The following is a 22,918-nucleotide window of genomic DNA, read 5'->3' as shown; positions in this document are numbered from 1 at the left end:
GTCATCCCGTGAGCAGACGACCTTGTTTCCAGTATTTAGTGGGCGATTACCGGCCACAAAATTTCCGGACTGTCTTCGCCAACTATGCGGATAGACCGCAAGGCTGGCGGCCACTTTAAATGCAGGTACCGATTCGCCCGATGAAACAGGTACCGACTCATGCATTATTCGAAAAGCGTCGCCCAATGGCAGACCTTCATCCAGGGTTGCCTGGACTTCCGTCCGGTGGAAGGCATCTACCGTATCGCCCGGGAAATGTTCACCGAGCCTGAACTGTTCGATCTCGAGATGGAACTGATCTTCGAGAAGAACTGGATCTACGCCTGTCACGAAAGCGAGATCGCCCACAAACACGACTTCATGACGATGCGTGCCGGTCGCCAGCCGTTGATCATCACCCGTGACGGCGAAGGTCGCCTCAACGCCCTGATCAACGCCTGCCAGCATCGCGGCACGACCCTGACCCGCGTCGGCAAGGGCAACCAGTCGACCTTCACCTGCCCTTTCCACGCCTGGTGCTACAAGAGCGATGGCCGCCTGGTCAAGGTCAAGGCGCCGGGTGAGTACCCCGAGGGTTTCGACAAGGCCACCCGCGGCCTGAAAAAAGCCCGTATCGAAAGCTACAAGGGTTTTGTCTTCGTCAGCCTTGATGTCGACGGCAACGACAGCCTGCAAGACTACCTGGGCGACGCCAAGGTGTTCTTCGACATGATGGTGGCGCAATCGGCCACTGGCGAGCTGGAAGTGCTGCCCGGCAAGTCGTCCTACACCTATGACGGCAACTGGAAGCTGCAGAACGAAAACGGCCTGGACGGTTATCACGTCAGTACCGTGCACTACAACTACGTCGCCACGGTGCAGCATCGCCAACAGGTCAACGCCGAAAAAGGCACCGCTTCGGGCGACACCCTGGACTACAGCAAACTGGGCGCCGGCGATGCCGAGACCGACGACGGCTGGTTCTCCTTCAACAACGGTCACAGCCTGCTGTTCAGCGATATGCCCAACCCGGCGGTGCGCCCTGGTTACGCCACGATCATGCCGCGCCTGATCGAAGAGTATGGCCAGGACAAGGCCGAGTGGATGATGCATCGCCTGCGCAACCTGAACGTCTACCCGAGCATGTTTTTCCTTGACCAGATCAGCTCGCAGTTGCGGATCATTCGTCCCCTGGCCTGGAACAAGACCGAGATCCACAGCTTCTGCCTGGGAGTCAAAGGCGAGTCGGATGCCGATCGCGAAAACCGTATTCGCCAGTTCGAAGACTTTTTCAATGTCTCCGGCCTCGGCACCCCCGACGACCTGGTGGAATTCCGTGAAGCCCAACGCGGCTTCCAGGCTCGCCTGGAGCGCTGGAGTGACATCTCCCGCGGCCACGACAAATGGGTCACCGGCCCCACCCGCAACAGCGAAACCCTCGGCATCGAACCGGCCCTGACCGGAACCGAATTCACCCACGAAGGGCTCTACGTCAACCAGCACGGCAACTGGCAGCGCTTCCTGCTCGAAGGCCTGGCGCGCAAGGCCGCCGAAGAACAACCCCTGCAACTGCGCGAGGTGTAAGCATGAATTCGCAACTGCAATACCGTGTCGAGCAATTTCTTTACCGCAAGGCCGAACTCTGCGATGCCCAGGACTGGGACGCCTACCTCGAGCTGTTCAGCGAGGACAGCGAGTTCCACCTGCCGCAATGGGACTCGGAGCACGTCTACACCACCGATCCGAAGAAAGGCATGTCGCTGATCTACTACGCCAACCGCGGTGGCCTGGAAGATCGGGTATTCCGCCTGCGCACCGGCAAAGCCGCCTCGACCATCCCGATGCCGCGCACCTTGCACATGGTCAACAATGTGCGCATCGCGGCGCTGGAAAACGATGAGCTGGAGGTCAGGGTCAACTGGCAGACGCTGTACTACCGCATGGCCACTTCCGAGCAGTTCTACGGCCGCGCCACCTACCGCCTGCGGCCCGACGGCGAGAGCTGGAAGATCGCCCGCAAGCATGTGCTGCTGCTCAACGACACGATCAATTCAGTGCTCGATTTCTACCATCTGTAAGCCACGGAGTACGCGCCATGAACCACAAAGTGGCTTTCAATTTTGCCGATGGCAAGACCTCGTTTTTTGAGGTCAAGGCCAACGAATTGTTGCTCGACGCCGCGCTGCGCAACGGCGTGAACATTCCCCTGGATTGTCGCGAAGGTGTCTGTGGCACCTGCCAGGGGCGCTGCGAATCCGGCCAGTACACACAGGACTACGTCGACGACGAAGTGTTCAGCGAAACCGACCTGGCGCAAGGCAGGATGCTTTCGTGCCAGACCCGCGTGCAGTCCGCGGCATCCTTTTACTTCGACTTCGATTCAAGCCTGTGCAATGCCGGCGCCACCCAGCGCATACAGGCCGTTATCGCCAAGGTCGAGCAGGTTTCCGGCAGCACGGCGATCCTGCATGTCGACGCCAGTTCCAGTGAACGCTTGCTGGACTTCCTGCCCGGCCAATACGCGCGCCTGAAGGTGCCCGGCACCGATGCCTGGCGCTCCTACTCCTTCGCCAACCGGCCCAACCCGGGCAATCAGTTGCAATTCCTTATTCGGCTGCTGCCGGATGGTGTGATGAGCAACTTTATCCGCGAACGTTGTGAACCTGGGCAAGCGCTGGAGTTCGAGGCCCCGCTGGGCAGTTTCTATCTGCGCCAGGTCAACAAGCCGCTGGTGATGGTGGCCGGCGGCACGGGCCTTTCGGCGTTTCTCGGCATGCTCGACGAGATGGCCGACAGGGGCGGATGCCAACACCCCATCAAGCTGTTCTATGGCGTCAATCAGCACACTGATTTGTGCGAACTGAGTCGCCTGGCGGACTATCAAACCCGCATCGAAGGTTTCGAGTATCACCTGGTGGTCAGCCAGCCGGCGGCGGAATGGCCAGGCAAGACAGGGCGAATTCCCGAACACTTTGATCGCCAGGCCATGAACGCCAATCCATTCGACATTTACTTGTGTGGTCCGCCGCCGATGATAGAGGCGGTCAAAACGTGGTTGACCGAACAGGATGTCGACGGTTTCCATCTCTATTACGAGAAGTTTATCGACAGCAACTCGGGGACCTGACCAGCGACCGCGCTGCCGAGCCCGACCTGTTCAAGGTAGGCCTCCAGCATCGCCTCCTCCCCGGCCGCGATAATCGCCCCAATGTAGCCATCCGGCCGCACCAGCAGCCAATCGCCGGCCGCCGGATGATAGGCGTCGTGAAAGTGGCCTCCCGAGTCGAACACGTCACCGTGCGGACCGAAAACATGGATATGCAGGCCCGGGCGTGGTTGCACCGAACCACGCTCGACCTGATAGCCCAGCAGCGTCCAATGCCCGCCTCGGAACAGTTCGAACAGTCGGCTCGATTGACCGGCGGCCCCCCGGACCGGGGCATCCGGGGCACGGTCGCCGGCGATCACGCCGCTGGCAGATATGGCCGGTCCCAGCGCAAGCGAGGACTCGGGATAACCGATATGGAGCTGGTGCACTTCCCGGCCACGGCGCATCTGTCCTCGGGTCTGGGCATCGAGCAGCCTGGTTGCCAACCCGAGCATGGAGGCCGCCACCGGCCGACGTTCTTCCTCGTAGGTATCGAGCAAGGTATCGGGCGCCCCCTGCGCCACCGCCGCCAGCTTCCAACCCAGGTTGTAGGCGTCCTGCACGCTGGTATTGAGGCCCTGGCCACCGGTCGGCGGATGGATATGCGCGGCATCCCCGACGAGGAACACCCGACCGACACGGTAGTGATCGGCCAGCCGAGCGTTCATGTTGTACGCCGATGCCCAGGACACGGACCGGATCTGGATATCGTCGCGTCCTGTACGCTCCGCCACCATGGCTGCCAGCCCTTGGACGCCAAGGTCGACATCGACGTCGAGCGGAATTGGCCCCTGTATCTGGAACATTTCGGTCCCGGCGAGCGGGCAAAGAAAAAGCTGCCGCTGCATGTCGCCATCGTTGAAACAGTGCCAGACATCCCGCGCAAGCCCCGTCAGCAGCACATCGGCGACGATGGCGCGAACGCCCAGGGTCTTGCCCGGGAAGCCGATGCCAAGGGCATTGCGCACAAAACTGCGACCGCCATCGGCACCCACCAGCCAGCGCGCGCGCAGACTCTGTTCGCCCTTCGGGCCTGAAAGCTGCGCCGTAACGCCGTCCGCGTCCTGCTCGAAAGCGACCAGCTCACAACCGAATTCAGGCTGCCGCCCCAGCTCAAGCAGACGCTCGCGCATCACGCCCTCGGTGAGGAATTGCGGCACCATCAGCGGCAGTTGATAAGGCTCGCCCGGCGTCGTGTCATTAGGTTCCATAAGATCGGAATCGCTGTAACCGCCATCGTCGCGGTAATGCCGTTGCAGCGGGTATACCCCGCCCGCCACGACGAGCCGGTCCAGAATGCCAAGATCCTCGAAGACTTCCTGGGTCCTGGGTTGAATGCCCTTGCCACGGGAACCGCCGAACGGGCCATCCATTTTCTCGATCAGGCGAAAGGAAATCCCCCTTCGCGCCAGGTCAATCGCCAACGTCAGACCCGCCGCCCCCGCACCACAGATCAGTACATCGACTTCACACTGCGCTTTCATCTCGACCTCGATATGTGTAATTTGCACATATCAGTGTTAGCCCGGAGGGAAAATAGTGTCAACAAAAAATGTGCAAAATACACATATCAATACTCGGATTCGTGAGCTTCATGGGGCATTGGTCGAGATTGTGGGCGTTATGAACCGCCCACAGCGTGACGAAGCGATGGTTCGAGAAGCCGGTATCTCCCTCGAAGGCGCACTGTTCCCGCTGCTGGTCCTGGTTGAACGGCTAGGCCCTATCGGCGTTGTCGAGTTGGCTGATCGCGTGGGACGCGACTACAGCACGGTCAGCCGGCAGGTGGCGAAACTGGAAAGCCTCGCCCTGGTCGACCGCCAGGCGAACGCGAACGACCGCCGCGTCCGTGAAACGGTCATCACCGAGAAAGGCAAGGTGATGACCGATCGGATCGATGAAGCACGTGAAAGGCTTGGGCAGGCCATTTTCGCAACCTGGGACGACCAGGATGTGGATGACCTGGTGCGCCTGATGCGCCGGTTTGCCGATGAGCTCAAGGGTGATGGTTCGGCTGACTCGGTGAGCGCCGACTGATCGAGTCAGCGCAAAACAATGACCGGCGGATTATCCGGCTATCACCGGTTCACAGGTTGAGCCGACGGGCATTGTGCCGAGGCTGGAGGCTGTCATTCCACACCCGACGTATCTGCTCCTTGAGCATCAGCGCCTCGTCCCAACGGTTACTGATCTCCAGGCCATCGGCTCCGGTAATGGCGTACGGCGGTGGCCCAAGCTCACAAGTGAAGGACAGGCTGGCCGGGGTATTCGGACGGCTCAGCCAATCCTCGATCCCATAGCGCCACCAACCCAGGAAACGCTCCAGCCAAGGTTGATGCAGGGCAAAACCCAAGGGCACCTGGACCTGCTCGCAACTGGCCACGCGACCATGGAAGCCCCAACTGTGGTGCAGGATCGTCCGGATCTGCTGGTCGTCCTCGGCAGCGGCCGGCTCCGGCAGTTCGCGACCGACGACATAGTGGGACAGATCAGCCAGCAATTGGAGATCCGGCATCTCGGCGAGCAGGTCGAGGGTGAACAACAGGTCACTGGTCAGTCGGTAACGATGGGTTTCCAGGAGAATCGGAAAATCCACCTGCTCGGCCAAGCGCTGCCAGCCCTCGACCAACCGAACAGCCTCGGCCAGGGTTCGCGGACGCACATCCGCCTGCAAGGTGAGGTGATGACAACCATGACGACAAGCAACATCGAGCGTTGCCGCCAGGTCATCCACCGTGCGCGGAAAGGCCTGGCCTTCGATCTGCAAACCAAGCCCCCGGGCAGCGGCGCTCAGGCGTGCCGCGTGTGGCCCGATCCAGAAATGATCGGTAACCCCATCAAAGCCGGCGACGGCAATTCGCTCCAGTTGCGCCTCCAGGGGTTGCTCGCATTGGCCACGGTGATCGAGCATCGCCCACAAGGACTGAAACACCAGAAATTCACGCATATCAATTCCGCAGCAAGGGTTTGAGAGGCACGCTGGCATCAGCCAGGAGATGCACATCCAGGGGGATTCGACTGGCAATCAGGCGCTCGCACAACTTGATGTCCCTGGCGCCGCTGTTGCCCGGCCCCCAGGCGCAGGCCCCCTGCAAACGCCGTTCGGCATCGAGGTAGAACAACAGGAAAGCGCCTCCTGAAAGCGTCCGGCTGACACTCGGTTCGCTACCGGCAATCACCCCGACGGTCTGCAGTCCCCAGTCGTACTGATCGGACCAGAAACCGGGAATCATCTCGAAGGGCAACTCGGCGCCCAGCAGATTGAGCGCGGCATGACGGCCCTGGGCCTCGGCGTTACGCCAGGTTTCCTGGCGCTGAAAAGCCCCTTGCGGATGCAGGCGGAACTCGCAGACATCCCCGGCGGCGAAGACATCCGGCGCGCTGCTGCACAATTGCGCATCGACCCGAATCCCCTGCCCCACTTCAAGTCCCGCAGCCCTGGCCAGTTCAATATTGGGTTGCATGCCGATCCCCACCAGCAGCAGATCACAAGGCAAGCGACGGCCATCCACCAGACGTACCGCCTCGGCCTGCTCGCCGCCCTCCACCGCCTCGATCACCACCCCCAGACGAACCTCCACGCCCTGGCTTCGATGCAACGCCAGCAAAGCCTCGGACAAGCGCTGGGGAAGTACCCGCCCGGCCAGTCTCGGACCGGCTTCGAGCAGAGTCACGTGGCAGCCAAGGGCCCGGGCGCTGGCCGCGACTTCAAGCCCGATAAATCCACCGCCGACAATCACCAGCCGCGTCTCCGGACGTAAGCCCTCACGCAAGGCCATAGCTTCATCGTGGGTCCGCAGGTAAAGCACATTGCGCCAGTGTTCGGGAACATTGGGCAGCCGCCGCGCCCGACCGCCGGTGGTCAGCAGCAGACGGCCATAGGGCAGCCAGCCACCGTCGGCCAGTTGCAATCGATGCCCCTGGGTATCCAGGTGTTGCACGGTGGTGCCCGACAAGTGCTCGATCTCCAGCCCGGCCAATTGCGAACGGTCGCTCAAGCTGTAATCGCCCAGGGCCTGGGCTCCCAGCAGCAGGCCCTTGGACAGCGGCGGACGCTCGTAGGGCGGATGAGTTTCATCGCCGATCAGGATCAGGCGTCCGGAGTAACCTTCGTCGCGCAGGGTCAAGGCGGCCCGGCCGCCCGCATGTCCGGCGCCGACGATGACCAGTGGAGCGTTGCCAATATTCATGACAGAACCGCCCTCCGCTCAGTGGGCAATGGCCAACAGCACCCGGCCCGCCTCGACCCGCACCGGGTAGGTCTTGAGGTTGACGCACACCGGCGCCCCCAAGGCCTTGCCGGAGCGGTAATCGAAGCGCCCATTGTGCTTGGGGCATTCGATGACATGCTCCATCACCAGGCCATCGGCCAGGTGAATGGACTCGTGGGTGCACAGGCCGTCGGTGGCGAAAAACTCGCTCTCGGCCGAACGGTAGACCGCATAGCTATGCTGGGCATGGTCGAAGCGGATGACATCTTCTTCATCGATATCGTCCACGGCGCATACGTCGATCCATTGATCTGTCATGACTATCTCTCTTGTTGTTCTGAATGAAGGAAGGTGCCGGTGTCAGCTGGTGGCCAAGGCCCGGGCTGGAGCCTGTGCAGGCTGCGGGACCGGCCGCTGAATGAAATAACCCGGGTCCTTGCGCTGGCGCCAGATTGTCGGGAGTACCTCCCTGAGCGCCGCGAACAGGCTGCTGTAAGGCGGCGGACAATCGTTGCGGATCGCCTCGTGCAACTGTGGCAAGGCGTGGTACGGCACCATCGGGTACATATGGTGCTCGAGGTGATAGTTCATGTTCAGGTAGATAAAACGCAGCAGCAGATTCATATGGATCGTGCGGCAATTGCTGCGGTGGTCCAGGGTGTCCTCGGCCAACCCCACGTGTTGCGAGAGGCCGAACAGGTAGGACAGCCAGCCGCCGTACAGGGTCGGCAAGCCGATGAACATCAGGGGCAACACACTCTGCAGGTACAACGCAGCCCCCACGGTCAGGCCGTAGATGACCAGCCAGATACGTGCACAGGCAATCACCTTGGGCCACTCGGATTCGGGAATGAAGGTCTTCTCCTGAGGGTCCATCCGTCCCAGGGCATGCCGCACCACCGAACACCACGTTTTGTAGGCATGAGGCAGGGCAAACAGGCTGAGGAACATCTTCGCCAGGCTGGGCGGCCGTGGCTCGACGATCTCCGGATCACGGCCGACGACGATGGTATCGGTGTGATGCCGGGCATGGCTCCAGCGCCAGACATGGGGCTCGAACATGATCATGAAACTCGCCAGTTGATAGATCGCATCGTTCATCCAACGGGTCTTGAAGGCGGTACCATGACCGGCTTCGTGCCAACGGGGATTGGCGGCCGTGCCGTAGAGCACGCCATAGGCGAAGAAGAACGGAATACACAGGTAGGAACCCCAGAACCAGTAGCCGCCCCAGCCCGTCGCAACCAGTGCCAGCAGCCAGATCGCAGTGTCGCGCAAGGCCGGGCCGTCGCGACGTTGCATCAGTTCCTTGAGATGTTTACGCGGTATCGGCGATTGATACCATTGGCCCGAGGCCAGGCCCTTTTCCACCGCGCGGGCAGCTTCGGGGCCGGTCAGGCGATAGTCACGGGATGAAGCTCGGGGGGCATGGGTAAAGGTCGCGCTTGGTTCGGGCATCTTCTTATTCTCCGCAAGCTGGGTGATTTCAGGCGCTTGCCTGGATGTGGGATCACATCGCTGGAGGAAAATATAGGGAGCCGGGAAATGCTCCTCAATCCCTTGCACTCATTCCCTATCAAGCTATCATCCGGTCCCTGTAGCGCTTGATAGTTTTCTATCAAGGCACTCCTGAGGCCTGCCATGAACTCGCGTGTACGCCCCACCATCGCCACCGTCGCCGAACAGGCCGGCCTGAGTGTCGCGACCGTCGACCGAGTGCTCAATGCCCGCGCCCCGGTCAATCCGCAAACCGCCGAGCGGGTGTTCCAGGCGGCCGAAGCCGTCGGCTATTTCGCCGCCCGGCTGATCGGCCAACGCATCCGCGAACGACGTCCCAGCTACCGTTTCGGCATTCTCCTGCTCGGCACCGCCCAGGCCTTCTACGGTAACCTTGCAGCGGCGATCAACGCAGCGGCGCAACGCCAGCCCGACGCCAACCTGAGCTGCCAGTTCGACTACGTCTTCGATCGCAGCCCCAGTGCCATCGTGGCCCAGATCGAACAACTCGCGGTGCAATGCGACGGCCTGGCGGTGGTCAGCTTCGCCCACCCATTGATCAACGCCTGCATCGCCCAGATCCGTGTCGCCGGCGTACCCGTGGTCGCGTTGCTTTCGGATATCGACGAAGCCGCACAGGAGCCTTATGTCGGCCAGGACAATCACGAGGTGGGACGCACCATGGGCTGGCTGGTGGCGCACACCTGCGGCGCCCGCCGGGGAAGCGTCGCCGCGCTGCTGGGCGGGCACCGCTTTCTCGGGCACCAGGCCCGCATCGACGGGCTGCGCAGCTATCTGGCACAGCACGCGCCGGGGCTGAAAATGCTCGAGGCAGTGATCAACCTGGACAATAACGATCTCACCGAGGAAGTCGCCCTGGACCTGCTGGCGCGCCATGACGATCTGCGCGGCCTGTGCGTGGTCGGCGGCGGTGGCGACGGGATCATCAGTGCCCTCGCGCAACAACCCCGGCCACCGACCTTGTGCAGCATCCTGCCGGAGTCCACCGAACGTTCGCGACAAGCACTGGAGCAAGGCCTGATCAGCCTGGTAATCGACTCACAGCCGCCGCTGTTGGCACAGGCCCTGATCGAACTGATGGTGGAGCTGCAAACCCGGCCGGACTTCGATCCGCTTCGCCAGCGCATCCATGTGCCCTTGCAGATCATGACCTCGGAGAATGCTCGAAGCTGATTGGAACAAGATCCTTCTTGCAGGCTGATGAACCGCTTATTAGACAGCAGCCTGCCGCCCCTGTCTGTCCCTTGAAACCCCGACAACGACTGAAAAGCCGCCCCGGACAACCCTTGCGCAGAAGGCTTCGACAGCCATAAAGGCCAATGGCCATAGGGGGTTTGCCAGGGTTTCCCTCCACCTGAAAAGCCTACAGTTTGCGTCCCTATTTCCCAGTACAGACGTAGGATAAAACCTTGAGATTGAATGTCGGATATCATCGACTGATAACGGCGCCCCCAGCATGGAGCTACTTTTCGAACAATCACTATCAGGGAAGATAACAGCATGAAGCTGACGCACGACCTCACCCACGGCCACGATCCGTACCTTTACCTGCGCCTGGGCGAACTGGTTTCCAGCGCCGCCGAGGACGCCTTTGCCGAGCATATGCTGGCGTTCGTCAACAGCCTGGTGCCGATTCACGGACTGGACCTCAGCGAATGGACCCTGGATGCGGACCGGACCCGTATCGGCCCGAGCAAATGCCTCGGCAGCGCCGGCCAGCCCCACGACCTTTGCGCGCCGGACACGCTGCCCCATCCGCTGCTGCAAAGCGTCATGGAGATGGAGGCGCCATTGCTGATCCAGCTCAAGACACCGCCGAGCCCGCAACACCCACGGCGCAGCACTCACCAGTGCCATCTGGTGTCGGGCAGTGGCGATCTGCGCTGGGTCATCTGCGTCCATCGCCTGGCGAGTTTGCGGGCGTTCTCCGTGGCTGAGTTGACGCTGCTCAAGAGCCTGTCCGATACGTTGCTACCGCTGGTGGCGCACCGTGCACAGCTGCTGGCCCAACCCGGAACACGATGGACCGGCACCACGCAGGCCGACTCGGAGCTGGAGTCCCTGCATCAGGCCTTCAGCGGAAGGTTGGCGCAGGATGCGGTCAACCTTTCCGCGCGCGAGCAAGAGGTTTGCCTGGGCCTGCTGACCGGTATCACCGTATCGGAAATGGCCCAGCGCCTGAACGTCAAGAACAGCTCGGTGGAAACCTACCTCAAGCGCGCCACCACCAAACTGGGGGTCAGTGGCCGGCATGGCTTGACGCGCTGGATGGCGTTTGTGCCCAGCCGGGCGAAGCATGTATCCGCGGTTGCAGAAGATATGCCTGCCGTACCGGAGGCCAAGGCCGGGACACGAAAGGATCACTATGGGTGAGCCCGGCATCCCTACTCATCGCTCACCTCAATCTCGAACATCTGCTTCATTGCGTCGACGATGAAGTCGATAACCGCTCGAATCATCGGCGAATTACGCAGATCGGCGTGCACGACCAGCCATATGTCGCGATGGAAAGCCTCACCCTCGAACGGCAATCGTTGCAGGCCAGGCTCCTCCTCGCCCATGAAGAGCGGCAGGCCAGCCACACCGATCCCCGTGAGCGCCGCCACTTTCTGCGTACTGAGGTCGCTGACTTCACAGACGATCGGTCGATGAGCAGCGACCGTCAGCATCCATTTCTGATGGGGCATATCCGCATACTGTGGGTCATAGATAATGAAGCCCCAATCATCCGGTTGCTGTGCATGCGGGTAGTCACAGCTGGCGTACAGCCCGAAGGGCATCCGGCCCAATCTTCGCGTGACATTGCGCGGCTCGCTCGGGCGGAACAGCCGTACCGCAATGTCCGCCTCGCGCCGTCCCAGCGAGACGCTCTGTACCTGGCTGGCAATCGACAACTGGATGCCCGGGTACTGCTGACGAAATACCCCCAAGTGTCGGGCGAAGAAATTGCTGGCGAGCACAGGGGGAACACTCAGGGTCACCCTCCCCGTCATCGACGGCTGTTCGGCGCGCGTTACGCGCTCCACGGCGAAGGCACTCGCCTCCATCTGCGTGGCCAACTCGAACACCTGCCGGCCCAGGGCCGTGAGCCGGCAGGCGCGCGGCAGGCGGTCGACCAGACGCACTTGCAACTCGGTTTCCAACGCGCCCAGACGTCGACCAACCGTGGCGTGGTCGACTTTCAGTTGCCGTGCCGCTGCGGAAAGGCTCCCGGTCTGGGCCACGGCGATGAAATAACGCAGGTTTTCCCAGTCAAACATCGGTGCATTTTCTCCGGTTAACTGTGCAGGTTTATGGAGTATTCGAACAGAAGGACCGTCCGTACGCTAGAGGCTTTCCATGTGAAGGAAGCTCCCATGCCCAGCCCGATCCGCTCGCGCCCCGGTTTAACCCAGGTGGCCACCTGCCTCGGATTTGTCGTCGTGCTGATCGATGTCAGCGTCGTCAATGTCGCGCTCGATGCGCTACGTCTGGCATTCGGCGCCAACGTCCTGGACCTGCAATGGGTGGTCAACGCCTACGGCTTGGTATTCGCCTCCTCACTGCTGCTGGCCGGGGCGCTGGGGGATCGCTTTGGTGCCAAGCGCGTGTTTATGGCGGGATTCGCCTTGTTCAGCCTTGCCTCTGTCGGCTGCGGCCTGGCGACATCCCTGGCCGCCCTGATCGGTTGGCGAGTGGTGCAGGGATTGGGTGCCGCGCTGCTGGTGCCCACTTCGCTGTCATTGCTGCGCCAGGTTTTCGAGGACCCGGTTGCCCGCAGCCGGGCCATCGGTTGGTGGGGCGCCGGTGGTGGTATCGCCTTGGCCGCGGGTCCGGTACTCGGCGGCGTGCTGATAGAAAGCTTGGGATGGCGCAGTATTTTCCTGATCAACCTGCCCATCGGTCTGATCGGTCTCTGGCTGACCGCGCGTCATGCTCCCGCCTCTGTAGCACAGCACGGACGCAGCCTTGATCTACCCGGACAAGTGACCGGTGTACTTGCGCTGGGAACGCTGACCCTGGCCCTGACCGAAGCCACCGAACTGGGTTGGTCCAGTCCGACTGTCCTGGGCGTGATGGGGTTGTGCATCGCCTTCAGCGGCGCCTTTCTCTGGCTGGAGGCGCGCAACCCCGATGCGATGCTGCCGCTGGAGTTGTTCCGGGATCGGACAGTCAGTAGCACGACCGCCATCGGCTTGATCATCAACCTGGTGTTCTACGGAATGGTCTTTACCTTCAGCCTGCTCTTCCAGTCGATCTGGCAATTGACTCCGCAACGCACCGGCCTGGCCTTCCTGCCGATGATGGCGGTGCTGATGCTGATGAATATCCTCGCCGGGCGACTCGCCGAGCGCCTGAGCGAGCGGGTCCTGGTGATGGCGGGACTGACGGTTTCTGCCTGCGGTTACGCCCTGATGCTGCCCGCACTGGCGGCGCAGTCCTACACGCTTCTGGTCGTGCCGATGCTCCTTGCCGGCAGTGGCATCGCCCTGGTGATTCCAACAATCACCCAGGCGGTACTGACGGCAGTTCCTGCAAACCGTGCGGGCGTCGCCTCCGGCCTGCTGAATGCGGCGCGACAAGTCGGGGGCGTGATGGGCGTAGCGCTCTTTGGCGGCCTGGTCCGGCACTCGCAGCCAGCGCTGTTTATGCTCGGCATGGAACAGGCACTGATTGCCTGCGTGGTACTGCTGGCGGTGAGCATTGTTACGGGGTTCCTTGGCTTGAAAAAGAACCCCGCTCAACGCCTTGCCGGTAGTCGTGCCGGCGCCTGAAGACGTGAACTTCAGCCCTGGGCCTTCGCGGCCGCCAGGTAGGGTGCCAAACGCCGCCCCATTTCCTCACCGAGTGCCTGCAGCGCGCTCATGGGGCGGACCATGACTTCGAACTCGACGATCTTGCCGATTTCGTCGAAACGAATCATGTCGATGCCCTTGAGCTGTCGCCCCGCCACCTCGGCGCTGAACTCCAACACCACGCTGAGGCCATCAGCCGTAGCCAACTCACGGTGATAGGTGAAGTTTTCAAAGACCTTGATGACCGTGCCGAGGATAGTCGAGACCACCAGTACTCCAGGGTATGGGGTATGCGCCATGGGAGAACGGAACACCACGTCCGCCGCCAACAGTTCGGGCAAGGCGGCCAGGTCGCCGTGGGCGACCATGTCATGCCAGTGTTGCAGCGACGCGGCGGCTTGCGGGTGAAGCTTGAGTTCGGACATCTTGCGTTCCTCGGTATCGTTATTGTTCTGGAGTGCATTCAACGTTCAGCGGACCACCGCGAGCCCTGAAGGTATCGAGGATTTGCGGAGGGACTTCGACCTTCATTGAACTGTGCGGTGCAGCCTTATACCCTAGCCGATCAGAGCTTATGTCAAGGATAGTCATGCGCGTTATTGTAATCGGCGGTTTGGGCAACTTCGGAGCGCGTATCTGCCAACGCCTCGCACAGGAGCCCGGTTTGACCGTGATCGCGGCCAGTCGCAGCACTGGCGGGAGCGTCCACAGATTCAGCTCCGGACAGACCGTAACCACCCTCCCCCTTGATATCCATTCCATCGATTTTGAAGCCCGTCTCGCCGAAGCTTCGCCGGGTTTGGTCATCCACTGTGCCGGCCCCTTTCAGGGCCAGGACTATCGCGTCGCAAAGGCGGCGTGTGCTGCCGGCGCACATTACCTGGACCTCGCGGACGGTCGGGACTTTGTCGAGCACTTCTCAGCCAATGTAGACGCGCAGGCAAAAGCCGCGGGGGTGCTTGCCATTTCGGGAGCCAGCAGCGTGCCCGGGTTGTCGTCCGCAGTGGTCGATCACCTGGCCAAGTCCTTTACCCGCGTGGATAGCATCAGGACCGTTATCGCCCCCGGCCAGCAGGCCGCACGTGGCATCGCCACCATCAAGGCGGTGTTTGGTTATGCCGGGTTGGCCTTTGCGCGTTGGAATGGCGGCGCATGGCGCAAGCAATACGGTTGGCAGGACATCCGGCGCTTCAGCTTCGTCGGCCTGGGCCCACGCCTGGGAGCGGCGTGCGATGTGCCGGACCTGGCCCTGTTTCCGGCCCGATACCCAGGTGTGCGCGATGTCGAATTCCATGCGGCGCTGGAACTGCGGATTCAGCATATCTGCCTCTGGTCGGCAGCCGCCTTGCGCCGGCTTGGCGTGCCATTGCCGATCGATCGATGGGCGGCTCGGCTGGACGCGCTGTCCGCGCGGGTGCTTGATCCGCTGGGCAGCGATAAGGGGGCCATGAAGGTTCAAGTACGTGGGGTGCTTGAGGGTGGCAAACAAGGTTGTTTGACTTGGCAGTTAACCGCACCGGGCGGGAACGGGCCGGAGATTCCCTGCATGGCGGCGGTGCTGCTCGCCTGCAAGTTGGAGAAGAACGAACTTCGCCTGACGGGAGCGCTCCCGTGCATGGGGTTACTGGAGTTGGAAGAGTTCGAGGTTGAATTCCAACGCTGGAAATTCACGTCTGCCGTTGTCGAGGAAGCGCAATGAAGCAACGTCGAATCAGCCTGATCATGCCCTCCTCGGCCGCCGATGCTTTTGAAGCTTTTCACAACCATAGTGTGCGTCGGCAGTGGGATACGTTGCTGTCCCATGCGGCGGTCGAGGGTGGGGGCAATCACCCCTATATCGGTGCGATCACGATCAACCAAGGGCGTGGTTGGAAACGTCTGTTTGCGTTGCGTACGCGGTTCGTTAACTACCTGCCTGCTCAAGTGGCGGCAGCGGTAATTGTGGAACCGGCGGGATGCTTTCAGTGGTGGGCGGCTTCAATGCGCCATCGTGATATTGACGATGCAACCTCGGAGCTGATTTATACGTTTAGCGTCCGGCTGCGACCACGGTGGTTGGGGTGGATGCTGGATCCGCTGGTCAACCGGGTGTTCGAATGGGAAACCCGGCAACGGTTTGCGGCGATGGCGGCGTACCTGCGGGGTGTTACCAAGGAGCGTGGGGTGTGAGGGTCGGCTTTCGAGCCGAAGCGAGCGGAAACCATGGCCCCGGTCGCCGGCATTTGAAATGCATGGCGTTGCTCGATAGAGTCGCGCCCCGATCCGGCCAAAGGTGCCGGATGCTCGTGGTGAAAAGGGGTTGCCGTTGAACGAACAGACATTGTCCATGCGCCTGGAGCGCGTGGCGGCGCATGTGCCCGCAGGTGCGCGCCTGGCCGATATCGGCTCGGATCACGGCTACCTGCCGGTGGCGTTGATGCGCCGTGGCGTTATCGCGGCGGCGGTGGCCGGCGAAGTGGCATTGACGCCGTTCCACGCGGCCGAACGCACCGTGCGCGAGAACGACCTGGAGCAGCGGATCAGCGTGCGCCTGGCCAATGGCCTGACGGCAATCGAGCCGGGAGACGGAATCACGGCGATCAGCATCTGCGGCATGGGCGGCGAAACCATCCGCGACATCCTCGAGAGCGGCAAGGCACACCTGAGCGGCCAGGAGCGCCTGATCCTGCAGCCCAACGGCGGTGAGCAGCCACTGCGCCAATGGCTGATGGAAAATGGCTACTGCATCCTCTGCGAGGAACTGCTGCGGGAAAACCGCTTCGACTACGAAATCATCGTCGCCGAGCGCGTCGGATCGGTGATGTATAGCGCCGAGGAGCTGTACTTCGGCCCGTTGCAGATGCAGGCACGCAGCCCGGTGTTCCTGGCCAAGTGGCAGCGTGTGTTGCGCGAGAAGCAGAAGACCCTGACCAATTTCGCCCGGGCGCGGCAGGCAGTGCCTGAAGAGAAGGTGCGGGATGTTGCCCGGCAGGCTCGGTGGATTACAGAGTTGCTGGCTTGAGTCTGTTCTCTCACAAAAGCCAGGCATTTCATCGAGTCGTCCTTATATCACCGGTCAAAAAACCGCTAATCCACAAATGCATCACCGACGACTCAAAAGGCATTACAGGTCAGCTGAAAAATATAGCGTTGGTCGTAAAATTTTCTACCCGCCAATGCTTCAATGGCATCCAACTGTGAGGTACTAAGATCGTAGCCTTCATCTCCACGCTGAGGAGCGGACCACGCCATAACTGCTGATAATTGCTCCTCGCAGTCGTCAGGAAGCTCAATCTCAAAGGCCATCAACTCGGTTTCTTTATCGAATGCTTCGATTACGTATCTCAGGTTGTCAACCAGCCTGTCACTGCCTATCCCTGCTTCGGTGTGGGTTGTGCGTAGCACTTAATCTATCTCTCCAGCTACTACGCCGATGAACAGATCCAGATCGTTGGGTAACGGTTCCTTGACAACAGAAGCAATCTGCTGGACCACGTCGCTGGTTAGCAGCAACTCCCCATCACTTTCCTCCGCTAAGCTTTTCCAGCCCAACACATCCATGACGACCTGTTCAAACTCAGGAGCGATCAAGATCATATTTCAAAGAGTCATCATCATGATCTCCCGATAAGAAACCAGTTATATACAGATGCATTCCCGCCTCTCTTGTTTCAACACAAATCGCATGTAACACCTGACGAATACGGTCAGGCACGACGTACGCCGATGAACAAATCCAATTCCGTAGGTAGTACTTCATTAACGACCGCAGCAATTTCTCTCACCTGCTCGGATGTCAGTAACCATTCACCGTCAGGACTTTTATCAAACCCATCCCAGCCAAGAACGCCCATTATTGTCTGCTCAAAATCAGGCTGAACCGTCAGGGAGTACTTCAACGAGTCATCCTCGTTATCGCCTGCCAAAAAACCGCTAATCCATAAATACATTATTAACCTCGCAATTTACTTAGGCGTGACTCTTCCTGGTTTTGCAGGGTCTATCTGCTCGCCCGTTTCGTGGTTGAACTCACCGAGATGTTTACCTTGTTTGTTATACATCTCGATAGCCCCCGTTTTGCTATCCCACTCATAGATTCTTCCTTTGCGGTCTTTCCATCGTGCACGTTTCCCTCCTCCGCCCTGAACACTGCTTTTGGCTTTCACAGAAACGGCATCTGGAAATGCAGGCAACTCTAACGGCGGCATGTGGTACTTCGCCCCTGTGCCACCAAACGGCTTCGAAAATACTACATAAATCGACTTCAACCCGGAATCGAGCGGGAACGTAATGATCCGGTCGCCAAGGGTAACGTCGTCAGCGACGGGATAACCGTCGATCTGCGAATCCACCCCTTCCTCAATGGGATGCACGAGGATGCTGCCCATCGGCGCATCCGTATGTTCCGGGAACTTCAGCTCGGGGGTGAGCAGCGGGCCACCGTTGGGTGTCCAGAGCAAGGTGATGCCATCGCCCAGATGGGCTTCCAGCGTACGGCCGTCGGCCCGCCATTGGGCTTTGACAATACGGACGCTATCGTCCCCGGAAGCCCCGGTGTGAATACCGTAAAGCTGCAACGCCCCCTCGGCGTCGTGACGAAACTGGAAACGCACACGGGAGGCCGCAGCCGCCATCTGACGCAGTTCGTCGTCGCTGTACAGGGTGCCGTCCCCCATGCGGGCGGGGAGCATGCCGGCGATAAAGACCGTGGCACCACCACCGGCCACCATCGCGCTGCGCAACATCCACCGGAAACCCTGTTGGACGATGCCGCCTCCGGCGATTCGACCCAGCGCCGCGTCGGCTCCCAGTGTGACACCAAGCATGGCGGCCCCCGCCGGAATCGCCTTGGTTTTCGACACCATGACCTTGCCGAAATGGGAGGCCGGTTCCGTAGCCGTGCCCGCCTCCGTACAGCACCAGTTTGCGGGGTCACAGGACTTGGCAAAGATCGCGCCTTGTGACGGTTTCGGCTGCGGCCATGGATCCTTCTTGAGGGGGATCTCCGGAGGCGCCGGGGCGGGGTCTTTCTGTTCGACACCACCGAAGCAGCCCCAGCTTTCGGTCCGCCAGTCAGGCTCCTTGCACCAGGAGCATGGCTGGCCGGGCCGACAGAAGAGACAATCTTTTTTGTCGCGTCCGAAAAAATCGTTGCTCCATTTCAAACCCATGTTCCTTCGTACTGGTTCGGAGTACGAAGGAACATGGAGGAAGTTTTTACGGCGATAAAGCCCCTGAAGAGCATTTACAAAATGCCCTTCAGCACTTACAGATTGGTCCTACTTCAGGCCGCCGGTCGACGCTCGCTTGCCCGCAAAGCTTTTAGCGTCCTCACCCAGCAAGCCCTGTGGATCAACGTGCCTGGCTGAGCACGGTCCAGGTTTCGTACGAACAGGATTACTATGAATGAGCGGAGCACATCTATCTGGCAGAACGGTCAGATGATGCTCGCGACCTGTCACGGAGATCAGTTATTTCAGCCTCTCGCAAGAGAACTCTCTTTCCATTGAGTGAAGTTTCCTAGAAAATCCTGACCGCTTGTTTGCGCCTGCTCTCGCGGCTAGGCTTCAACTCGTCACTGCTCATCAGTGATCGGGTTTAGTAGCCCGCCGTTTGACTAGGCGCAATACGTCCCCTTCTGCAAGGCACGTCTCTTCGGCCTTCGCTTTATGGTGGCCGTGCGCAGGGCGCCTTCGTGCGCGCCGGGCCTAGTCACCGGTCTACTAACCTGCGTTCGGCCGCCACCCATTCAATCGTTTAGTAGCGATGGTTGCGGCTCTCTTTGTTGACTGACTTGGAGTCACGCCACATGTTCAAACCTACCCCCAATCCGCCTGTAACACCCAGCGTTGAAATCATCGATCCTCGTATCGCCGACCGGGTTTTGTCTCACTACAACCTTGGTCCGGATGCTGGTTCGAAAGCAGTCCCAAACACAGTGCTGCATGGTCATCTACCTGACCCCAGGAATCAGGAAAATGCCTTGGTTAACGTCTACTCAATTCTGCAATCCGCCGCGGCCACGGCCTATGAACACGCCGACAACCAGACCGGTTCGAACCGCAAGGTGGCGATGGGCGTGGTGCATCTGATTGAGCTGGCACAGTTGAGGATGGATTCGGTGTTGGATGGACAGACAGTCGGCGTTAGCGGCTGACAGTGCTCCTAATTGAGCGGGAAACCTAACTTCCCGTTCATTTAAAGTATGAAACTCAACACCCGCGTCAACCTACCTCAGGCGATTGACTCCTGTTCGGGCGGGCTGCGTCGTAAAGCGATGCAGACCTGAAGTAGGTCCTATGGAGTAACAGGGGAAAAACCAATCCGCACCAAATGTAGATTTAGCTGTCTACACAGCAGACAGTAGTCAAAGAAAGCCTCTGAAAAAGATGAGAGATCCTCATTTCTTATCTCTATATTTGTTAAAAATCTTAGAGTTGAAAAATGTATACAGTCATCTATAGCCGTAATGATGCTAACAAGGCTTGCATCCAAAAATGGTAACTGATCGAGAAGCTTGCGAATGCTTTCGTCGCTACGACTCTTATGCTCATTAAAGTACTGAAGCCAATTTGCATATTGCATCGATTGCGTAGATATAATTAGCGGCGCCTGCGAATATGGTGAAATATTCGAGAACGCCGAGGAAACATCTAATTTCGTAAAATTTAAAAAATCAAGATCCACTCCGGTTTTTTTTGCAATATCGCTGACTTGAGCTAGACACTCTCCAATGAGTCGTTTGGAGTGTTTCTCAACGTAAGGACGAAGGATTTCGCGATCAGAGGACTCCTTGACATGAACGACCAGTAGATAGAAGACATAGCTGGCGACCACTGAGGCCAAAACAGCCTCCACAATAACCCCAAATTCATACACGCCGAAAAACGGAGCCGAGTAGCGGTTGAGCACAAATATTTTGAAAAGTAATGCAGCTGTTGCTAACACAGCAAGAATATTAGCTTCCCGAGAGGCAGTCCTTACAAGCTTAAGCAAACGCATAATACCCCCTAACTGTTCAAGCGACTCGCTTGTGAAAAAATGACAGATTTATTTCCTACTTTCAGACATTCGCCGCTGATCGAAAGCCACCGATGAGGATGCTACGATTGGCCGAAAGAAGATCTGTCAGAAAATAAATTCGTACCGTTTTTACTCAGGAAAACAGCAAACATAAATCCGTCCATTTTTAATGAAAAAACTCACAACCTCACAACAGAGTCTCCAATTAGTAGAAGCTGCTTGAGAAAAACAAATTAGTTACAAGGCAAGCGCATTAAGCTCATCCTTGTAGGACAGTTTAGGCGAGTATAAGTTATGAAAAGCTCTGCCTATAGCACCAGAGAATATTACAAGCTCTGGGTTTCGGCTTCCCCCCATTAAAATATGACTCATCGCAATCCCAGGATAAGGGTCGATATAGTAAATCTCTTTTATACCTAGCTGATAAGCCTTTTTGGAGCATAGCTCGCACGGACTAGCAGTCGTAAATAGCTTTCCATTTTCAACCCCTCTACCACCGTATTTTGAAATTTGCAAAAATGCATTTTCCTCTGCATGAAGAGATCTCGTATGAACTTGATTATCTTTACCGGTAAGCGCATTATATTCGCCCTTAAAACAGTATGAAATATTTCTACCAGTTTTAGTAACCTTTACAAATTTTTCATTTCCCGCCTCAACTGCATCGATGAATTTCACATCGAGCTTTTCGTACTCTGAGTAAGCGTCTTGATCATAGCCATTTGCCAGATCAAATCGATTACGCAGACTGCAAGGAACCTGCCCAAATGGTGTATCGTTCCAGCCGACAGACTGGACTGAAAAATTAACATCAGTAACAACAGCACCTACCTGCCTAGAAATACATCCTGAATTAAGCTTGGCTGTATATGCAATTTGCATACAACGCTCTAAAGGGGTTGGCGTCACCAATCCTGGTCTAATCATCAGGGCAACAAAAGTTAATAACTGGTCCGCTAACGAATTGAAATTGGAGACCATATTCCCTGAATCCGGATTACTCACATGCAAGTCCGCCCGTTGCAAGCAGGCCTTAATATCCTGTTTAACATAGGCCTTTTGATTAGTTGCATCTAGCTTGCCGTACTCTTCATCATCAACTATTTTTATTTGAGCATCGGTATACCCAAGCCCACGCAATCTACGTGTCCGTTCGTCATCATGACATGAGACAGCCATGAGATAAAAAGATGAGTACCTATCTTGAAAATATATAGCCTCAAATGGATTTCTTATTGCATCAATAACTATAAATGTTTTATCCCCCTCAACCCGCGCCTTACGAATATCCTTGATTATTTTATTGATTCGCTCGGCCAACGAAAAAGACTTCCCACTAACAACCTCATCAGAGGTAACATAGCCAGAGTTCCGTAGATTACTGCCGACAAGTTGAAACAACTTAACATAGGCAGCACCGCCCATCACTCTTTTAAGCTCTGCATTTTTCTCTGGCAAAAACTCTGTATAAAATCGTCGCAAAGAGCCGATATCGCCAACAATAACTGGCTTATCACGAATATCTTTAAGAATACCAGTTGTCCTCAGAGAGATACCAGGATCTAAATCACCCGACCCACCTATAAAAACCCCTAGCTCTTCAACACTCACTTCAGAAAGCATCAGCAATAAAACGGTACTAGCCTGAATCGTTACAAAAGGTTCCCAATTATGCTCAAAACAGCCAAAAACCACCTTCTGTTTTCTTTGATTATTATCTTTAGGATTATGACCTGAAAAAAGAGAATGCTTTATATCTTTTTTATTGCTTGAGAGAATGTTTGCTACAGTAGAACAACCACTACCAGTACGACCGGTCAATCCGACAACAACAAAATCGTCATCGTCGCCATATATTTTTGAGATTGTATCTTGAAAATAATTATCCATTTTATATCCCTCATCCATCAGTTCTACTTTTATTAGCTATGACGGTACACCAGAAAAAACCAAAATGCCACCATACCAAGGGATGCCTTGAATCCTAGGGGCTATTGATTTTTTCGTGCCGAGAGGGATAGCTACGGCTGAATTTATAGGACTGAATCGGCGAGGTTTCTTAGGCACACAGGAATGACTACTCTTGGTCAGTAGCAGTCCTTTCATACACTGCGACTGCCCATCTGAAGCAGTAGATTGAGAAAACCAAAACTATCCCCTAGCTCCAGCCAGCTCTCTCAAAGAAACAAAATGTGACAAATCGCCCCCGACTCGCCAACAAGACATACCTACAAAACTATCAGATACTTCGCACGCTTTCCTGGTCCATGACCGACTGAGCAATG

23 protein-coding genes and 1 pseudogene are annotated in these 22,918 nt (G+C 58.0%); 11 read left to right on the top strand and 13 right to left on the bottom strand.

The window, feature by feature from the left end; genetic code table 11:
* Nucleotides 1–159: 159 nt before the first annotated feature.
* The 3 genes from antA to antC are packed head-to-tail and all read left to right on the top strand — an operon-like array spanning nt 160 to nt 3,106.
* Nucleotides 160–1,563 carry an anthranilate 1,2-dioxygenase large subunit gene (antA, locus tag M5C56_RS10675; protein WP_103494336.1) on the top strand — a complete coding sequence of 468 codons (1,404 nt, stop codon included), beginning with the start codon at nt 160–162 and terminating at the stop codon, nt 1,561–1,563.
* Between the two features lie 2 nt (nt 1,564–1,565).
* The gene (antB, locus tag M5C56_RS10670; protein ID WP_103494335.1) at nt 1,566–2,057 is read left to right on the top strand and encodes an anthranilate 1,2-dioxygenase small subunit; all 492 of its coding nucleotides are present in this window, start codon (nt 1,566–1,568) and stop codon (nt 2,055–2,057) included.
* Between the two features lie 17 nt (nt 2,058–2,074).
* Nucleotides 2,075–3,106 carry an anthranilate 1,2-dioxygenase electron transfer component AntC gene (gene antC, locus M5C56_RS10665; RefSeq protein ID WP_103494334.1) on the top strand — a complete coding sequence of 344 codons (1,032 nt, stop codon included), beginning with the start codon at nt 2,075–2,077 and terminating at the stop codon, nt 3,104–3,106.
* Here the strand turns inward: antC and M5C56_RS10660 are convergent.
* Nucleotides 3,070–4,611 (bottom strand): FAD-dependent oxidoreductase, encoded by a 1,542-nt coding sequence (locus M5C56_RS10660; RefSeq protein WP_103494333.1) that lies wholly within the window; start codon nt 4,609–4,611, stop codon nt 3,070–3,072. The genes antC and M5C56_RS10660 overlap by 37 nt on opposite strands.
* 139 nt (nt 4,612–4,750) lie before the next feature.
* On the opposite strand from M5C56_RS10660, the gene M5C56_RS10655 reads away from it, so the two are divergent.
* Complete coding sequence (locus M5C56_RS10655; RefSeq protein WP_247263145.1) at nt 4,751–5,164, top strand: MarR family transcriptional regulator; 414 nt, start codon at nt 4,751–4,753, stop codon at nt 5,162–5,164.
* A 49-nt stretch (nt 5,165–5,213) separates the two neighbouring features.
* On the opposite strand, the gene M5C56_RS10650 is transcribed toward M5C56_RS10655, so the two are convergent.
* From M5C56_RS10650 to M5C56_RS10635, 4 genes are read right to left on the bottom strand one after another with little or no spacing between them, the layout of a single operon-like run.
* Complete coding sequence (locus tag M5C56_RS10650) at nt 5,214–6,074, bottom strand: xylose isomerase (protein WP_103494331.1); 861 nt, start codon at nt 6,072–6,074, stop codon at nt 5,214–5,216.
* A 1-nt stretch (nt 6,075) separates the two neighbouring features.
* Nucleotides 6,076–7,317, bottom strand: coding sequence for an FAD-dependent oxidoreductase (locus M5C56_RS10645; RefSeq protein ID WP_103494330.1), 1,242 nt, complete (start codon nt 7,315–7,317; stop codon nt 6,076–6,078).
* Between the two features lie 18 nt (nt 7,318–7,335).
* The gene (locus M5C56_RS10640; RefSeq protein ID WP_103494329.1) at nt 7,336–7,656 is read right to left on the bottom strand and encodes a MocE family 2Fe-2S type ferredoxin; all 321 of its coding nucleotides are present in this window, start codon (nt 7,654–7,656) and stop codon (nt 7,336–7,338) included.
* A gap of 42 nt (nt 7,657–7,698) precedes the next feature.
* Entirely contained in the window at nt 7,699–8,796 is a 1,098-nt protein-coding gene (locus M5C56_RS10635; RefSeq protein ID WP_103494328.1) for a fatty acid desaturase family protein, read from the bottom strand.
* Between the two features lie 183 nt (nt 8,797–8,979).
* Between M5C56_RS10635 and M5C56_RS10630 the strand changes: the two genes are divergently transcribed.
* Together M5C56_RS10630 and M5C56_RS10625 are read left to right on the top strand one after the other, a co-directional pair.
* Entirely contained in the window at nt 8,980–10,029 is a 1,050-nt protein-coding gene (locus tag M5C56_RS10630; protein ID WP_103494326.1) for a LacI family DNA-binding transcriptional regulator, read from the top strand.
* Nucleotides 10,030–10,356: 327 nt separating this feature from the next.
* Entirely contained in the window at nt 10,357–11,229 is an 873-nt protein-coding gene (locus M5C56_RS10625; RefSeq protein ID WP_103494325.1) for a helix-turn-helix transcriptional regulator, read from the top strand.
* A gap of 11 nt (nt 11,230–11,240) precedes the next feature.
* Here M5C56_RS10625 and M5C56_RS10620 read toward each other — a convergent pair whose 3' ends face one another.
* Nucleotides 11,241–12,116 carry a LysR family transcriptional regulator gene (locus M5C56_RS10620; protein WP_103494324.1) on the bottom strand — a complete coding sequence of 292 codons (876 nt, stop codon included), beginning with the start codon at nt 12,114–12,116 and terminating at the stop codon, nt 11,241–11,243.
* Between the two features lie 96 nt (nt 12,117–12,212).
* Here M5C56_RS10620 and M5C56_RS10615 point away from each other — a divergent pair, with 96 nt between their 5' ends.
* Nucleotides 12,213–13,610 carry an MFS transporter gene (locus tag M5C56_RS10615; RefSeq protein ID WP_103494323.1) on the top strand — a complete coding sequence of 466 codons (1,398 nt, stop codon included), beginning with the start codon at nt 12,213–12,215 and terminating at the stop codon, nt 13,608–13,610.
* 11 nt (nt 13,611–13,621) lie between these two features.
* On the opposite strand, the gene M5C56_RS10610 is transcribed toward M5C56_RS10615, so the two are convergent.
* Nucleotides 13,622–14,056, bottom strand: a complete 435-nt coding sequence (locus M5C56_RS10610; RefSeq protein ID WP_103494322.1) for a nuclear transport factor 2 family protein — start codon at nt 14,054–14,056, stop codon at nt 13,622–13,624.
* 149 nt (nt 14,057–14,205) lie between these two features.
* Between M5C56_RS10610 and M5C56_RS10605 the strand changes: the two genes are divergently transcribed.
* From M5C56_RS10605 to M5C56_RS10595, 3 genes are all read left to right on the top strand, one after another.
* Nucleotides 14,206–15,330, top strand: coding sequence for a saccharopine dehydrogenase NADP-binding domain-containing protein (locus M5C56_RS10605; RefSeq protein WP_349292289.1), 1,125 nt, complete (start codon nt 14,206–14,208; stop codon nt 15,328–15,330).
* The gene (locus tag M5C56_RS10600) at nt 15,327–15,800 is read left to right on the top strand and encodes a hypothetical protein (protein ID WP_103494320.1); all 474 of its coding nucleotides are present in this window, start codon (nt 15,327–15,329) and stop codon (nt 15,798–15,800) included. The genes M5C56_RS10605 and M5C56_RS10600 overlap by 4 nt, the downstream gene beginning before the upstream one ends.
* Before the next feature lie 136 nt (nt 15,801–15,936).
* Complete coding sequence (locus M5C56_RS10595) at nt 15,937–16,632, top strand: class I SAM-dependent methyltransferase (protein ID WP_281438766.1); 696 nt, start codon at nt 15,937–15,939, stop codon at nt 16,630–16,632.
* A 92-nt stretch (nt 16,633–16,724) separates the two neighbouring features.
* Here M5C56_RS10595 and M5C56_RS10590 read toward each other — a convergent pair whose 3' ends face one another.
* The 4 genes and pseudogenes from M5C56_RS10590 to M5C56_RS10575 form a co-directional block, all read right to left on the bottom strand.
* Nucleotides 16,725–17,015: a hypothetical protein gene (locus tag M5C56_RS10590; protein WP_348648041.1), complete on the bottom strand. Its 291-nt coding sequence runs from the start codon at nt 17,013–17,015 to the stop codon at nt 16,725–16,727.
* Nucleotides 17,016–17,265 (bottom strand): annotated as a pseudogene (locus M5C56_RS10585) (pyocin S6 family toxin immunity protein).
* A 52-nt stretch (nt 17,266–17,317) separates the two neighbouring features.
* Nucleotides 17,318–17,560, bottom strand: a complete 243-nt coding sequence (locus M5C56_RS10580) for a pyocin S6 family toxin immunity protein (protein ID WP_103494318.1) — start codon at nt 17,558–17,560, stop codon at nt 17,318–17,320.
* A 15-nt stretch (nt 17,561–17,575) separates the two neighbouring features.
* Nucleotides 17,576–18,775 carry a colicin E3/pyocin S6 family cytotoxin gene (locus tag M5C56_RS10575; RefSeq protein ID WP_247263146.1) on the bottom strand — a complete coding sequence of 400 codons (1,200 nt, stop codon included), beginning with the start codon at nt 18,773–18,775 and terminating at the stop codon, nt 17,576–17,578.
* A 644-nt stretch (nt 18,776–19,419) separates the two neighbouring features.
* On the opposite strand from M5C56_RS10575, the gene M5C56_RS10570 reads away from it, so the two are divergent.
* Complete coding sequence (locus tag M5C56_RS10570) at nt 19,420–19,767, top strand: hypothetical protein (RefSeq protein ID WP_103495626.1); 348 nt, start codon at nt 19,420–19,422, stop codon at nt 19,765–19,767.
* Between the two features lie 140 nt (nt 19,768–19,907).
* On the opposite strand, the gene M5C56_RS10565 is transcribed toward M5C56_RS10570, so the two are convergent.
* Nucleotides 19,908–20,612 (bottom strand): hypothetical protein, encoded by a 705-nt coding sequence (locus tag M5C56_RS10565; RefSeq protein ID WP_247263147.1) that lies wholly within the window; start codon nt 20,610–20,612, stop codon nt 19,908–19,910.
* Nucleotides 20,613–20,870: 258 nt separating this feature from the next.
* Complete coding sequence (locus M5C56_RS10560; protein ID WP_247263148.1) at nt 20,871–22,523, bottom strand: hypothetical protein; 1,653 nt, start codon at nt 22,521–22,523, stop codon at nt 20,871–20,873.
* Between the last annotated feature and the right edge of the window lie 395 nt (nt 22,524–22,918).

Source organism: Pseudomonas sp. MWU13-2862, from assembly GCF_023242495.1.
GTDB lineage: Bacteria > Pseudomonadota > Gammaproteobacteria > Pseudomonadales > Pseudomonadaceae > Aquipseudomonas > Aquipseudomonas gingeri_D.
Note: the sequence above shows the minus strand (reverse complement) of the source record. Positions and strands in the feature narration are given on the sequence as shown.

What these genes read in the sequence shown, in the direction of transcription:
- M5C56_RS10650 (WP_103494331.1), bottom strand. Translation starts at nt 6,074, where the DNA reads ATGCGTGAATTTCTGGTGTTTCAGTCCTTGTGGGCGATGCTCGATCAC.
- M5C56_RS10620 (WP_103494324.1), bottom strand. Translation starts at nt 12,116, where the DNA reads ATGTTTGACTGGGAAAACCTGCGTTATTTCATCGCCGTGGCCCAGACC.
- M5C56_RS10570 (WP_103495626.1), top strand. Translation starts at nt 19,420, where the DNA reads ATGTTCAAACCTACCCCCAATCCGCCTGTAACACCCAGCGTTGAAATC.
- M5C56_RS10660 (WP_103494333.1), bottom strand. Translation starts at nt 4,611, where the DNA reads ATGAAAGCGCAGTGTGAAGTCGATGTACTGATCTGTGGTGCGGGGGCG.
- M5C56_RS10610 (WP_103494322.1), bottom strand. Translation starts at nt 14,056, where the DNA reads ATGTCCGAACTCAAGCTTCACCCGCAAGCCGCCGCGTCGCTGCAACAC.
- M5C56_RS10645 (WP_103494330.1), bottom strand. Translation starts at nt 7,317, where the DNA reads ATGAATATTGGCAACGCTCCACTGGTCATCGTCGGCGCCGGACATGCG.
- M5C56_RS10655 (WP_247263145.1), top strand. Translation starts at nt 4,751, where the DNA reads ATGAACCGCCCACAGCGTGACGAAGCGATGGTTCGAGAAGCCGGTATC.
- M5C56_RS10635 (WP_103494328.1), bottom strand. Translation starts at nt 8,796, where the DNA reads ATGCCCGAACCAAGCGCGACCTTTACCCATGCCCCCCGAGCTTCATCC.
- M5C56_RS10630 (WP_103494326.1), top strand. Translation starts at nt 8,980, where the DNA reads ATGAACTCGCGTGTACGCCCCACCATCGCCACCGTCGCCGAACAGGCC.
- M5C56_RS10580 (WP_103494318.1), bottom strand. Translation starts at nt 17,560, where the DNA reads ATGTATTTATGGATTAGCGGTTTTTTGGCAGGCGATAACGAGGATGAC.
- antB (WP_103494335.1), top strand. Translation starts at nt 1,566, where the DNA reads ATGAATTCGCAACTGCAATACCGTGTCGAGCAATTTCTTTACCGCAAG.
- antC (WP_103494334.1), top strand. Translation starts at nt 2,075, where the DNA reads ATGAACCACAAAGTGGCTTTCAATTTTGCCGATGGCAAGACCTCGTTT.
- M5C56_RS10560 (WP_247263148.1), bottom strand. Translation starts at nt 22,523, where the DNA reads ATGGATAATTATTTTCAAGATACAATCTCAAAAATATATGGCGACGAT.
- M5C56_RS10565 (WP_247263147.1), bottom strand. Translation starts at nt 20,612, where the DNA reads ATGCGTTTGCTTAAGCTTGTAAGGACTGCCTCTCGGGAAGCTAATATT.
- antA (WP_103494336.1), top strand. Translation starts at nt 160, where the DNA reads ATGCATTATTCGAAAAGCGTCGCCCAATGGCAGACCTTCATCCAGGGT.
- M5C56_RS10615 (WP_103494323.1), top strand. Translation starts at nt 12,213, where the DNA reads ATGCCCAGCCCGATCCGCTCGCGCCCCGGTTTAACCCAGGTGGCCACC.
- M5C56_RS10605 (WP_349292289.1), top strand. Translation starts at nt 14,206, where the DNA reads ATGTCAAGGATAGTCATGCGCGTTATTGTAATCGGCGGTTTGGGCAAC.
- M5C56_RS10600 (WP_103494320.1), top strand. Translation starts at nt 15,327, where the DNA reads ATGAAGCAACGTCGAATCAGCCTGATCATGCCCTCCTCGGCCGCCGAT.
- M5C56_RS10640 (WP_103494329.1), bottom strand. Translation starts at nt 7,656, where the DNA reads ATGACAGATCAATGGATCGACGTATGCGCCGTGGACGATATCGATGAA.
- M5C56_RS10625 (WP_103494325.1), top strand. Translation starts at nt 10,357, where the DNA reads ATGAAGCTGACGCACGACCTCACCCACGGCCACGATCCGTACCTTTAC.